The sequence below is a fragment of the Sphingobacterium sp. NPDC055431 genome (genome assembly GCF_053644255.1).
On sequence record NZ_JBSHLH010000012.1, the window covers coordinates 15,842 to 31,125 of the forward strand.

Here is a 15,284-nt window from a genome sequence, read left to right on the forward strand (position 1 = left end):
GGTAAGGACAAAACAGTCCCCGCCAATAGAAATATTGGTATGTAAGATTTCATAAAATTAGAATTCGCTTTTTACTTTAAATTGATGTCAAATTGTAAATGCTTATCGCTCCGAATAAATGTTGATATTATTTCATAGGTTAAATTCGATTGCCCTGCTTCGGCAGTCAAGATTTGAGTGGATTCTGGATATAAAACCAATCTCTTGGTGCCAGTCCCTCCTTTTAATTCCAACTCAAAATATAGATCACTATTGTTCTTAACTTCGTAATATTTGGTTCTTACCTTGGTTTTTACATTGGTTTTCTCATGGTAGGCTGGAGAAACTGAAATCGATGCTTTTACTAGATCTCTAACATTTTCTTCCTTTCCAAACAGGTAATTACTTGACCAGACTACCGTCCTACCAGCTTCCAATGCTTCGCGGATTCCGGCAGCTGTACGATCTTTCGCCATGACCAGTGTCATCGTTCTATGCACCCCCTGTTTCTCGATGTTATAATCATGAGCAATTAGGTTATGGATATCCGTATTTCCAATAATGGTTAAATTACGGTCCAAAGCCCAATCCAATGCTTTCTTATGAAAACCTAAGCCATTCACCACCTCAATTCCATGCAGCTTTTTCTCCTGATACATCTTTTCTACAAAATCAATCCATTCATAGGATCCAGGAATTGCTGTAGCTTTCCATCCAGGGTGATTCCAGAAAATAAATGCTTTTTGGACGTAAGCCTTGTAGATTGCTTCCTGATCTAAATTGGAATTGTTATCTGATACTAATTCGTTTGCATCTTGAATAAACAAAGCGTTAAAATGTCCTGGAGGCGTTTGTCTTGTCACTTCCGTTCCTTTGACCAAAACAATATTATTCTCCTTAGCCAGTTCAACAGCTAAGTCATGCGAACGATTGTGGTCTACCTTTACATCCGCACTGTGGGGGTTATATTCCATATGCTCGGTATATGAAATAGCATCCAACCCTTCACGCCAGGCTTCTTGAATTCTCACATTTGGCCATACATGACCATCGGTAAATACCGTATGCATGTGAAAATCACATTTCAATACTTGATAGCCATTGACATCGGGAATAGTTAGATTTTGCCGTTTTACTGGATATGCGAATTCTGTTAAACGCATAATGCCATCATCAGTCTGTGCTTGTAATAAGCTAACCGAAAAAAAGAAGATTCCAATTAAGGATAATTTCATTTTCATAGTACACACTATTAGGTTGATTTATAACGGCAAAAGTAATTACGGTTTATTAATACAATATTAAGAACATGTTTACGATTGATTAATAAAAAAAGATTTTTTAAACAAAAAAGTGAATTTTTAAAGCATTTAATCAATAAATAAAAATAAAACTTAATTGTTTTTTATTTACAATCATAAATTGAATTTAACTATTACCGATAAATCGAAATAATCAGCATTAAGGAAGAAAAAGAATTAGGACATTTTTCCGTACAGATAAATTATATCTGTTAGAATTTTAGGAGGAGTTAAATATGGTTTTTAATAAATACCAATCCATAGGGATTTATTAACCCAAATAAAAGAAAGATACTCTTTCCAATATTTTATATCAATATAGCTTGGTAAATGCAAGCCAACTCCTTGAAAATATCTATTTAATTATGCTATTTTTTTTGTAGTAATGAGATAGTTCAAAATAGGTTGAATCCACAACTACCGTTGTGTCATATTCAAGAAAAATACTAAACATATTTCCGAGAGTTATGTTCAAGAGTTCATTGGTATCTTCAATATAGTCTGGAGTGGTGATTTTCCTAACGGATTTATGCAGTACATTCAAATTTATAAGCTTTAAAAAATACTTTAAATAATTATTTAACTGAGCTAAAGCAAATATTATTTCACAACAAGGGGATATTTTTAAAAATTTATTCTAAAAAAAGAGTATTTTATCCGATATTGTTCAGGATTTGTTAAACCGAATAACTTTAAGATATACAGTATTTTAACCAACATCGATTAATTGATACTGTAATTGCTATAATACTTATATAATGGGATGTATTAATGACGTTAAAGTAACTTGGTTTGAAAAATAATTAAATTTTGCGTTAAATATAGATTGTGGAACCATCTTACTGGAAAAAGATAATTGAGGAATTAAAAACTTCCTACAAGAAATTTGAAAGGGTTTATATTGATGAAATTGAAGAGGAGGATTATAAAGATCCGCTCACATCAATCATATTTGATTTTTTCAAAATATCCTTTACGGTTATGTTGATGATTCTAGCATTTTTATTGTCATAGGAAGGAATAAAGCATGAGTACCAAACCAACTATTGATTTCTTAACCAGGGTTAAGGAAATGTTAAAAAAGATTAAGGAAACACTGTTAAAAGAGGCAGCTAATTTAGAGCCAGAAAGTAGGTTTATTAGAAGATTATTTTACCTTTTTGAAATAGTTACCATTTTTGCGATGTTTTCTTGCTTTTTTCTTCTATTTAAATGTAGTATTTAGAGCTGAATATGATTGATTATCATAAATATGATATTTTATCAATGAGTAATTGGAAATCCTAAAATTGCTAACAATTTAAAGCACATTTGATTGCAAATAAAATCCCCCATTAATGAAATGCTAAAAATCACTGTTTGATTCCACCAGTTAACGCCAAATACTTGGTACCTTTCTCTAAAACTTACTGCATACAATGATAGTTCCTTTTACGTTTTAAAGAAGATATTCAAATTTAACTTCAAGATAAAAACACAAAGTCTTCAGGCTTATTGGAAAAAGTGAATTGGTTAACATAAAAAAGTGACAACCTTTATTCAAGATTAAAAATCCGATAGTAAAAAATAACGGTTGGTCCCTGGTCATGCGCCGCCCAGAAACATTTTTATCTTCTCCTCGCCTACTTGGATTAATGCCTAGCTCCGTGAAGATAACACATATAGTTTTTTTGAAATGGAAAATTTCCCAGCAATTCAGCCTTGTGTGCCGAACTCAAAAATCAACATTTCATTTTAATTGTCTTCATCATTATATACTTTATGAATAATCAACAATCGAAAGGGCCTGAAGGACCATTCCTTCCAGTACTAAATATTAAGATACACTATAAATCTTAATGTTCGGCTTGCCCTTTATGTATGGTTTCAGGGAGGTAACCACATTTTTTTTAAAAAGGTTGCTCATCAGGTATTCCTGTCTTCTACACACTCAAAACCGTGCAACAGCAGCACATCGTCGATATGGTATAATAGTTCTTTCGACAGAGCACCTTTTATTGTCTCTAGAAAGGGATGTTTATACAGGCAATAAACTGCCGCTGCACCCGCTAAATCCATACCGACAATCGTAAGTGTAATCTCTAAATATGCCGTTGCCATAGGTGTAAAATTTTGGTTAACAAAAGTCTTTGATTTACAACTTTTAAACAATGAGCAAATAGAAAAACAAATGGTAATTTTAAGAAATGGACTTTCTAAAATCTTTCGGTGAAACACCTGTATATTTTTTAAAATATTTTACAAAATAAGAGGCATCTTCAAAGCCTAAACGGTAAGCCACCTGATTGACATTGGAGTTGGAATACAATAATAGACGCTGAGCTTCCAAAATAATTCGCTCCTGAACCATTTGGGAAGGAGTTTTATGGAGCTGTTGGTGGGTGAGGTCGGACAGACTCCTCGAAGAGATATGCAATGAACTGGCATACTCGGCAATGGTATATCCTTTTTTATAGTTTTCGTCTATCAGATTGATGAACCTCATAAGCACCAATCTTTTGTCGTTGAAAGTTGGAGACCAGACCTCAGAGCCCTGTTCAAAAATGTTCATCTTGCGCTGTACCTGAATAAGGAATGATTTGAGGTAGCTGCCCAAAATCAATTCCTTGCCAAATGTTTCTTCATTGTTCAATTCATCCTTTATCTGTGAAACATACCTATCCAAGGTATCGACGATCCCCGTACTGACGTTTAAAGAGGATTGATGGAGGGAATTATTAAATAAATTGAAATGCAGGAAAAAATCTAATGGGCTTTGTTCCTGTAACAGGAATAACCGGTTAAAATGAAATAGCACACCTTCATAATCGTAATTTTCATCAAAGTGATGCACCTGATTGGGTCCAACGAAAAAAATCGAATTATCAAAAACATCGTAGGTCTTGAAATCGACAGAATGTTTCCCTTTTCCTTTTTTAAACCATATGACCTGATAAAAGCTGTGAATGTGCGGTCTTACTACTTGGCATTGATTTTCCATTAAATGTGTCTTCAGATCATATAAAGCAAACTGTAGACATTCAGGCTTGTGCCTATTTAGATGATATTCATTGATTATGTTCGACTTTTCTTTTGCCATAGACACTCAACTGAGAACACTGTACCTTTTTGCTAATTTACAAATTTGGTGTATACTCCAAATCCACCAGTATATAGATTCGCTTTTTTTTCCTATATGTCCCATTATTTTTCCGATTTGTCCACTGATATCAAAGGGATAAAAATGGAAATTTGAAGGTTAAAATCAAAAACGGTTCCATAAGATGAATGAAAAGCAACGTATTGTTATCATAGGAGGTGGATTAAGTGGGTTAACTTTGGCTTACCTGCTAACAAAAAGGAATATAGATTTCATTATTTTGGAAGCATCTTCCAGACTTGGCGGAAGGATACAGACCGTCACAGGAACCTTACAGACTCCTTTGGAATTGGGCGCAACCTGGTTCTCCGACCTGCATTCGAATCTTCTGTTTTTAATAAATGAATTGGGACTCCGAAAATACCCACAGTTCTCAAAAGGTTTAACATTGTTTCAGACCAAATCGTTTGAACAACCACAGAAATTCTATATCCCCGAGGCTGAAAAACCATCTTACCGTTTAACCGGGGGCACGCAAATGTTGATCGATACTTTGGAAGCTAAGCTACCCCAAGACCGTATTTTTTTGAATTGTAAGATCAGATCGATAAAACAAACAGGAGAAGGTATGATGCTTGAAAATGATATGGGCAAAGAAATAGAGGCTGACAAAGTCATCCTGTGCATTCCTCCACAGTTAGTATCTAATATAATGTTTTCACCATTGTTACCTGAAGAACTCACTGCCCTTCTTCCCAACGTACAAACCTGGATGGCAGGATCAATAAAGTTCACATTGGAATATGACCAACCTTTTTGGCGGAACCAGGGATATTCAGGAATGCTGTACAGCCATGCAGGTATCATTACTGAAATGTACGACCATACCAATTTTGAAGAGGATAGATTTGGCTTTACGGGTTTTCTAAACACAGGGGCTTCAGCTTACATGCCCAAAGTGAGAAAAGGGCTTGTTTTACAACAATTAGGCGAATTGATTGGGAAAAAGGCTCTCACCCCAACTGCTTATTTTGATAAGGTCTGGTCAGATGAATTTATATTGACTGGTAATCTGACAATCCAACGTCCGCATCAAGATAACGGGCATCCGCTGTTACATCACAGTTATATGAAGGGTAATTTGTACCTCGCAGCAAGTGAAACGGCAACCCAATATCCCGGTTATATGGAGGGGGCGGTTATTGCGGCTCGATCAGTATCCGAAAAACTGATTGAATTTATAACCTAGCGATTTTTGATCATTAATTAAAATATCTATTCAAAGTTTCAGTGGAACGTTTGATAGGGAACTCTTTTCAGTAATCAACCAAATTACACCATTAAATTTAATGTGAATCCGCACAGCAAAGTTTTATAGAAAATAATATCCTTATCAAAAAATGTCTTGGTTCATTAATTGGTGGTTATATCAAGTATCGTCCTCCGAAAATCATATCGTTTTATTTTTATTTGAAGAAATCTGGTCATGAAAGAAAAAAACTCCTAAATGTTTTATGTATTGAAAGAATTTATCCTAGGGATGAATAATGTTACAGCAGAAATGTTGTTCGCCAGCCAACAAACATTCTGCTATTTTTTGCTTTAAGTAGCAATTAAACAAAAATATAACCAAAGAATTATACAGTCATATTTGCCTTTAACCAAATTACTATATATTTGCGAACCATACTTAAATCATTATATGAAACTTCTATTAGTTCATTTATTTATTCTATATCCCATTGTGGTTTTGGGCCAATCCGAAACCTCAAACATTATTATGAAAACGGAGTACGGTTCAAAGAATAAAGAATTGAGAGAACTCTTGCGTTTTGAAAATATTGACCATTATAATGTGGTTTTCTCTGGGAAGGAGCTAAAGGGAAGAAATTTTTCCTTGATTTCAAAAACATATTTGGATGGTGTTAACACAAATATAGATACGATCGTGAACTCTAAGCAGACCGGAGATCCGAGGATCGCCTCTGATAGTCTCAGTTTTTCAGTTACCGGAAAGAAGATGGAGGGAAGGCTTAAGGTATTTTTTAAATTCCAAGGCCAAGGAAATGAAAGGTATTTTGAGGCTATTCAGTCTGATGATTATTCTATGCGTGACATTGGCGTGGATTGGAAAATAAAAGTAGGTGATCCATTCCCTGCTTTTGCATATATTTTACCCTATGAAAGAAATGGCCAAAAGATGTACTGTGAAGTGGATAAACACGGAAAAGATATAAACTCATGGGGAGCAAAATTTGGTATTAAGCATTATATAATCTTTGAGATTAAATTTGATTAAAATTTCTAAAAAGTATAACCTCATTAGCAAGATCTAGCAAGCTACAGAATTCAATAATGTTTATTTCGCAATTCATCAGTATTACCACTGAACTGAATTCTTACTTACATAAGGAATAACATGTGAAATTTAACGATATAAAACATCTCCTCAACCCAAGGTCTTGTTTTCCTGTTCATATGCTTAGATTTTATGAGTAAACCTTTTCAGTTCGATTTTGAACTCTATTTAGACCGTGGTGGCAGTGGTAATTTTACAAATCGCTTCAATCAATACTTTTCTCTTTTAAACCTGATGGACACGCAAAGAATGGTCCTAATCCCTATTCATTTCCAATCTCCTTCAAATGATTGATCTATTAGACCTTAACCAATGATAAGCGATTGTAGAAAGATCAATCAAAGGAAAATAGTATGCCAAACAAAATAAAATTTGAACTTTTTTCATACATAGTACAGAAACTTTAGTCTTTAAATTTCTTTAATACAATTAATACATTCGAATATGAATAAAGTTATTGATGGATCATGGCCGTGGATGATTCCAGATTTCAAAAACTTAATAATATCACATATTATAATAGTTTCACTTTGATAAAAAAATAAGTAAAAACTTATTTATATTTAAATGTTCATAAAGTAACATTGTTCAAATATTAAAAGCCCTGATTTGAATTTTCAGGGCTTTTACTTATATTTAAGTTCTCTTTGTACAACCATTAAAGGAAAATCAAAAAAAACCTAACGGATTAGCCTCATGTTAGGTTTTTTTATTTTCCGATCTAAATTACCAAAAATGATTCCACTGTTTCATTTTAAAACTTATATTAAACGGATGTGGGAATAAATGGTTTTGTATTTTTCAAGGATTTGCTTATCCGACCGCGATCAATACACTGTATTATTAAATATTGGTTTTGAATTGTAATCCTAATAAAATTCCTAAAATATCATCATTTACCTCTTGAATTGATTTGCTGGAAGCGAATTTTTGATATGCACAAATAATTCTATTCCTTACTCTTCAGATTGGTTTAATTTTCTTTCCTTTTTAGGGTAATTTGAAAATGATTTTTTTCGTATCCAATATAAAATATTCCCGATTTTCCTGTTTTTTTAATCTCAAAATTGAAATTTTGAATATTCCCAATACCTTTTTGGGAATAGGTTATCCAAGAGATGTTCGCTCGTAATTTTCTTGAATTGAATTGCAGGATTTTATACAATCATTAATTATGAATAAACCATAATATTCCAAAAGACAAGTCATATACAATAAGAATCCTGTGATTATTCCTATTAGTTTTCAAAAATCACAGAATTGTATTTGAGATATATTTACCTGAGAGAAATTATCCTTTAAAAACAACTTATCCTAGTATTCAGCTTGTTCAATATATTGGATTGGTATTATTAAGGTTTTCTAATATTATTTTTGATTTTTCAAATGCTTGATCCATCAGAGAGTCTCTCATATCAATTTCCTTTCTCAATTGATCTGTTTTTTTTATCAGAAATACATTTAGTCCAATGGAAATCAGTAGAAAGAGTAAAAGTGCAAAGGCAGCAAAAATGAGGTTTTGTTTCATCCTAATATGCCACCAAATTAATATTTTTTCACTACTTGTCCAAAATAGTTATCGACATAGGCTCTCTTGATCAAAGACAAAAGTTAAAACTTTCCTTTCCATGTCCTCATAAGAATTAAATTTTTTCAACAGAAGCTAGAAAAAACAATAATTATTTTCAAGGCTAATGGTGGTGACTCCACTTTACCACAATTTATTAAGTTTAAATGGATATGGAAACAAACGTCATTCTCATTCATTCACTAATTTGGAAAAATTGTTCAGGAAGGATTTTCCCACATTTGCTAACTTTATAATTTACAGATAACAAAATAAATGCCTTCCTTATCACGAAATTTCATTGCTCGGAATTCTGTATGCCGTGAAATTTCAATGATCATATTTTCAAGAACATTAGGATCCAAAATGCTATTTAGTTCATTTGACCTGAACCTGAAATTTCTTTCTGCATATCTCTTCTCGTAGAATTCTGTAAGGAATTCTATTTTATCTTTTTTTTGTTCCATTGACAAACATTTGGATGAAATTTAATTCAATTTTAAATAATAAAAACGATAATTACGCGCTTAATATTTGCTTAATTGTAAGATTAAATCCATTAGAAGTATCCCCTATATTTTAAAGAAAAATTTTCACTCGAAGATGAAATACGTGAGAAAAGAAATATTGTATTTAACAATAATCATAACGACTAAAAGCCAAAAAATGAACTTCAAGGAATTTCCCAATGGACATTAAAATCAAATCCTATGTTAATCTTCATAATTTGTGACCAATTTTCTTGTAATTTATAAAACCTGTCGACAAATGGACAGAACTTGGTAAAAATTGATAAAAATTTAGAAATTAACCTCGTCACATTGCATAGAAGGTGTGTATACCGTCTGTTAGTTTCGGGTCTTTCCAAAGCGTCCATAAATAACTGCTCCGTTTGGATTCTATCAGTTTATTTCAATTTTACCTTCGAAATTCTTTTCCTAAAATTTAATTGATATCTATTATTTTTTCTTTTCAAGGTCAATTTCTGAATAATTCACCCAATGGACCTCAATTGTTGAGATTTTTCTATTTGCAACATTCACATTACCGTGATTTATTTCCCATATTATTTGATACATTTATAAAAATGCTTTAAAAAGCGAATATTAAAATAAATTAGGTCCGGATCTTCTGCCGGAATGTTCTGGTTTTAAATTTATTCCATAATTTATGCTCTTTTAATGTATCATAAAATGTAGTTTGTTTTTTAGTTTGGCCCATTGGGAAAATTTCAATGGGCTTTTTTAGTTTCATTGCCTAATTTGATCTCTATTAAGGTTTTGTCCAGAAGCCTCCACAATGTACAATATATATTATTGGACTCTTTGATCTCTATTGTTTTTGCTTCTCTTAAATTGTCTTCCAAAAAATAGCTTGTTGATAATCATTCCCAATGAATTGGATGAATCCATTGGGATTTTTATGTGTACATCTGATCAGGGATCCCTTTTATTTTTAATCTTACAACAGACCCCTCTACTATATTCTAAAAGCTCAATGCCGTGGATACGGTTGTTTTTTTTCATTGGATGATTATTTCCGGTAACTTTTTATTTTTAATTCTATTTACTCCAAATCTCTTCTATCATTTTGTTCTTAATATTTCCGTCGAAAATTTCAAGAAGGAATGAAAGAGAAAAATTCGTATTCTATATACTATTCGATAATGACAACAAAGTATTCGTCCAAATATTAATTCACATTTCTATATGCCATTCATCAAATTTTAATTTAGATAAAGGTTAATTAGATTTAAACAGACTGTCTTTTTTATTTTCCAGATTGGACAATCGGTATTTACTTTCTTTTAGTCTATTATTATATTTCAACCAGCTGAATAATTACCTATACGGACCATTCTTACGTAATATTCAACTTCTGCAAAGCCGAATTATTAAAATCTCTTTATCAAGCCTAATTATTATATTACATATCGGTTTATTTACAATCCTGACTAGAACAAACGTTATTGCATGGGATATATATAATTGGTACCTTTAAGCTCCTTAATTCTAGAATAATTGGTTTGTGCCCAATGGCGTCCCCCGCTATTGGGCATTGTTTTATTTATAAGTTAATTAGTAATTTTAAGTAACTCATAAAAGTCAGCACCTAATCTTCACAGTGGAGAGGGATCACCGCTGGTTTTTTGTTTCACCAAGATTTTTTTCAAGAAAAAAAAACAGGTTACAGATTATCTCATAATATCACAGATAGTAAAATTAGATTTTTACCCAATAGCATTTCCCGCTATTGAATTTTATTTTTATTTGTTATCTTTAAGTATTAATTCTACAATAGATCGGTTTGTGCCCAACTGCTTTTGCTTTTGGGCTTTTTTATTCAAATTATTTCTCCTAGCTTTATTGTATAATCATAAATACATTTTATTATCAATCTTACCCAATGGAAAGGGACGTTCATTGGGTAAGATTGTTATATTTGACAAGTTCAATTTTTTACATTTGATCAAATAAGGCTAACCAATAACTTTTTCGTTATTGGTTTTTTTAATTATTATCCTTAACTTAACCTTTGCAATATGCAAACCTCTCATAGGTTTTTAATCTCAGGTGGCTCAGTGATTTTATTGCTGAGCTTTTTATTGCACTTAGGTCATGTAGGCTTTCTTCTCCCCTAACTTTATCCATATTCAAATGGTCATGAAAAAATTCTTGATTTCTAGTTCCAAACTATATGTGTTTATTGGCCTTTAATAAAGAAAATTAATAAAATTCATCTTTCTCCCTGCATTACACTTTCACAAATGTCCAGCTTATTCACAAAGAAAAAACACATATATTCTTAGTTAGGTAGAATCATGCGATAGTACATGCCGAGCACACCTAGCTATGGACTCCTCAAAAATGCTCTACTCCAAGGCTAACTTAAATTGCCCCATACTGAACTTGGCTGAAAAAAGAATTTTGCTTGGGCTGCTTGGCCGAAGGACGCCAACATTCATATTATTATTGATGATTTGAGATTCTATCTTTAACAACCACTAAGACCACAACCTATTGACGCTCCTTTTAATTGACTAAAATGATAATTTTAATTCGCGACAATGAAGATATAATTTTTATCTAAATCAAATCTTTAATTGCAATTTTCAACGTTTTTTAGTAAATTATGATAAATCCTCTATACAACCATTTAAAGGAAAATCAAGAAACCTGATGGGATATTTCCTATCAGGTTTTTTTGAGGTTAAGAAATCAAATGTCAATAGATTATTGGATAAATTTTACATTAGTTTCGCAAATTACCCTAATTAATAGGATGTGTTAATTATCAATTTGCTATAACCTCCTGAATAAGAAATTCGTTTGGGTATATTTCTGCTTGCAAAACATAATAAATTGTTCAACACGTATCCAATGTTAGACTAAAGTGAAAATAACTGCTTATCAATGACTGATATTATATAAGATTATCAAAATACTTAATAATCCCTATTTCCTCTAAGAAATAAACCTCTGGAACGACCTAAAGATTAAATCTACTATAAGCCGATCTATAGGTTAAAAGTCGAGCACCAGAATCCAATCATTTCCACGTCCTCTTGAAGGAGCAGAGAATTTGGCAATGTCATTTCCTTTCAACTTCTTTTTAGTCAACCAATTACCATTGCGTGGGTTATACCAGACAGTCTCAATCTCAATTCGATCAAGTACGGGTAAATTCAAGATCACATCCGTACCATTGGGTAGATAAACCATAGCGAAATCATTTCCCGTTGAAGCAACTGTCCAATCAGTATCTGCTCCATCAGTATTCAGAATCAATTCTGGAAACGGTTTCATTTGGTTAGCTTTTCTCGAACCTAGGAGATTACGTGCATGGATGATATCCCAAGCCCCTTCTAGATCTAAATCGTCAGTCCAAAAACTTCTTGCAAAACCAACGGGTTCATTGGACTCATCACGCATTTGCCAGATCGAATGGCATCCGTATGTATAACCAAACCCACCAGAAAATATTGACCAGTATAGCGACTGCCTCACATCCACATCATCGAACCAACCTAATTCATTAGGGTTCCAGTTAACAGGATGATTTTCATACCGAGGTTCTGCATCCATGATAGGTTTTACAGGTACGCGATGATAATCAGGCACTAAGATACGCCTATAAATTTCTGATGTGCGTTTGGCATGGCCAGTCTGAACCATATTAAAATCCAACCAATCCTCATTATGAAACCATTCAGCAGAACTTCGTTCACCTATTGGGTGATAGGTCATTAAATGTTCGTTATCCATCGATTTAATACCTTCCGCCATGGAGCACCAAATATCAAAGTTTTTCCCGCCTCCAGACCTATCACCTCCCATTATCCATATAATGTTAGGGTGACTTTTGTATCTCTGGCCCAAAAATTCCCCATATTCAAAGGCATTTTTTTCAGTGAATATTTCTGGACCTATCCCCCATTTTTTATCAACCTTATCACCCCAAGTTGGTAGCAGACCAATAAAAAGCCCCTTTTCACATGCACGTTCCACAACCCAATCAATATGTTTAAAATAATTCTCGTTGGGGTGACTAGGATCTCTTCCTAAAAGAGGTACATTCCCCTCACTATTTGGAACAACCAATCCATCTAATTCCGCAAGAATTACCGCTTGAATTACCGTAAATCCTTTCTGTCGCCGATTTTCTAAATACGTTTCCGTACTTTTCTTATCAAGTCGATGAAATAATTCCCATGCAGTATCACCAAAATAGGGAAAATGGTCCCCATCTTCAAAGGCCAAAAATCTCCGGCTAGAATCTACTACTAATTTACCATGTGAGAAATCAACGGAAGGTCCATTCCATTTAATTTCTTGAGCGAAGATGGAAGGTAGTATCGATAAAGTTGATATAATGAAGACAAAATAGGTTTTCATGGTTTTCAAAATATATGTTTAATTCTAGCGGAAAAACTTTCTAATTCAAATAACGGTAAGATTCGTTTAAACACAACGTTGTTAATATTTATTATCTAAAGATTTTCTGAAGACTGTTAATGAAAATCCTTTGTGATTCGCACGAGGGTCATAAGTAAGCTAAATGCTGAAATCCTAAAAAAGTAGTTGGTTCAATTCCTCCATTTGACCAATTTTAAGAAATGAGCTTGAATTAAGACCATACAAGGGGGCTTCTTTTTTAGATATGTTACTTATATTAAATACCAGGAAAGTATTTGGAATCTGTCCCAGTACATTCAATTATCCCTTGCAATAGGCTTTTCCAAACCACCTTGAAAAAGGGATGATTTGGATTTCGATCATAATCCACCTGAGCTACATGGAGTTTACCATTTGCATCAGGGTTACTGTCGTTGATAAAGAATTTATTGGCAATAAATGATAAGATCCCTTTTTTACCTCTACCCTTACCTGGATCCTTAAGTAATTCAACTTTCAGATGGTCATATTCAAAATTGAATTCCCCCCAATTCTTGGTGTCATTTCCTTCCATGTCAAAGGTAATTGCTTTTAAATTGCCTTCCGTCAAACGAATGTTGAGAAGTGGTTCTAAGATTCTGTTATACCCTGAAACCTTCATGGCAGATAATTTGCCTGCATAAGAATAATTACCGATATCGCTTAGCATGTCAAAGGAAAATTGGACTTTCAGCTGACCTTGACCATAAACACTTCCTTGCAAATCGACATTCATATTTCTATTTTTACGTAGGACAGATCCTACATTACTAACATTCTGAAATGTCCCGCTGATATTCTTGAAATCAATTTTCCCCTCTCTGAAATATTTGTCACTAATTTGCGCATAACTCAGATCAATGTGGCTAACCTTGACGCCTTTAATGGAAATGGGAACGCCGACCTCAAGTAATTGCTGAGCAGGAGATTGACCAATTTTAGAGACATTTTCCTTTTGGTATCGTTTATCTTTTGCTAGTTCAAATAGGCCCCCTTTAACATGCATACTGTCAGCCTCAAAAATCTTTCCCAACAAAAGCTTTTGGCTATTTACACCAGTAATATGGATAGAATCGATTTTCATATCGATCCTTGGCTTATTGAGTTTATCCTGCTTGGCAAAATTCTCCAAATTTAAAGTAGGCTGAAGCGCTAAATTACCAATATTCATCATTCCGTCCTGAGAACTAAACCTGAAATCTTCTATTCTAAATTTATAGGGAGCTCTCTTCAAATCGGTAGTGAATTCTGGAATATGAATTGCAATGTCCTTAGCATATAAAATACGCATGCTGTCTTTGAGAGATTGTTCATCAAGCAAAAATTTCGTCACGGTCAGATTTGCCCCATTGACAGTAATTGAATTTCTCTTTTCATTATTTAGATTCACAAACTCCAAATCAATGGAATTCACCCGGAATTCATCTAAAGCAATGGACTTAAAACGATTTTTTATCCTATCATAAAGATTTTTCTCTGATTTATCCATGTTGTACGAACGACTCCTTAAAATAGCTTTACACTTTAATGAATCCAGCTCAATAGAACTTATTTGGATTCTCTTCTTTACCAAAATATCCCAAAGATTCAAGCCGCTTACTCTCAAACTATTTGTTCTTCCTTGAAATCTGGTGTTTGGAGCTTGCTTGGAGATGTCCAGATTCTTGTATATAATACTGTCGTGGACAAGCCTTACATCCTTCAAAGACAAATAACCACCAGCAATGTTTAGATCCAGATCGCTATATTTTATGCTGTAAAGACCTTTCGAATATTCGGCGATAGTATCCTCCAACCTTTTACCTAGCAAAGGTTTTAACTTATGAGAAACAAAATATGATCCGACCAACAACAATAAAACCAGAGTCGATAGAATAACGATGCTGATTTTCCAAATTTGCACTTTTTTTTTGTTCCTCATCAGATAAATAACAAGCTAAATGAGGATTTTGTTTGTGTTGCAAGTTGAGAGGTGCCTGTTTTTACAGAATTGGTACAGTTCTACCAAAATAATAATCCATGATTAGACGGTTGAAAATTTTCATCGTTATATTCATCAGCAGTA

7 protein-coding genes are annotated in these 15,284 nt (G+C 33.2%); 2 read left to right on the forward strand and 5 right to left on the reverse strand.

What is annotated here, in order from left to right; all coding sequences use genetic code 11:
* Positions 1 to 71: 71 nt before the first annotated feature.
* The 3 genes from ACWIB3_RS11840 to ACWIB3_RS11850 form a co-directional block, all read right to left on the reverse strand.
* A complete protein-coding gene (locus ACWIB3_RS11840; RefSeq protein WP_454291668.1) occupies positions 72 to 1,220 on the reverse strand; it encodes an Sb-PDE family phosphodiesterase in 1,149 nt (382 codons plus the stop codon).
* A gap of 1,965 nt (positions 1,221 to 3,185) precedes the next feature.
* Entirely contained in the window at positions 3,186 to 3,380 is a 195-nt protein-coding gene (locus ACWIB3_RS11845) for a hypothetical protein (RefSeq protein WP_313258357.1), read from the reverse strand.
* A 79-nt stretch (positions 3,381 to 3,459) separates the two neighbouring features.
* Positions 3,460 to 4,260, reverse strand: a complete 801-nt coding sequence (locus ACWIB3_RS11850) for an AraC family transcriptional regulator (protein ID WP_454291669.1) — start codon at positions 4,258 to 4,260, stop codon at positions 3,460 to 3,462.
* A 283-nt stretch (positions 4,261 to 4,543) separates the two neighbouring features.
* Between ACWIB3_RS11850 and ACWIB3_RS11855 the strand changes: the two genes are divergently transcribed.
* Entirely contained in the window at positions 4,544 to 5,608 is a 1,065-nt protein-coding gene (locus ACWIB3_RS11855) for a flavin monoamine oxidase family protein (RefSeq protein ID WP_185216976.1), read from the forward strand.
* 453 nt (positions 5,609 to 6,061) lie between these two features.
* On the forward strand, positions 6,062 to 6,658 hold the full coding sequence (locus ACWIB3_RS11860) for a hypothetical protein (RefSeq protein ID WP_185216978.1): 597 nt from the start codon (positions 6,062 to 6,064) through the stop codon (positions 6,656 to 6,658).
* Positions 6,659 to 11,809: 5,151 nt separating this feature from the next.
* Here ACWIB3_RS11860 and ACWIB3_RS11865 read toward each other — a convergent pair.
* Together ACWIB3_RS11865 and ACWIB3_RS11870 are read right to left on the reverse strand one after the other, a co-directional pair.
* Complete coding sequence (locus ACWIB3_RS11865; RefSeq protein WP_093095666.1) at positions 11,810 to 13,180, reverse strand: glycoside hydrolase family 140 protein; 1,371 nt, start codon at positions 13,178 to 13,180, stop codon at positions 11,810 to 11,812.
* 277 nt (positions 13,181 to 13,457) lie between these two features.
* Positions 13,458 to 15,122 carry a hypothetical protein gene (locus ACWIB3_RS11870; protein WP_454291670.1) on the reverse strand — a complete coding sequence of 555 codons (1,665 nt, stop codon included), beginning with the start codon at positions 15,120 to 15,122 and terminating at the stop codon, positions 13,458 to 13,460.
* Between the last annotated feature and the right edge of the window lie 162 nt (positions 15,123 to 15,284).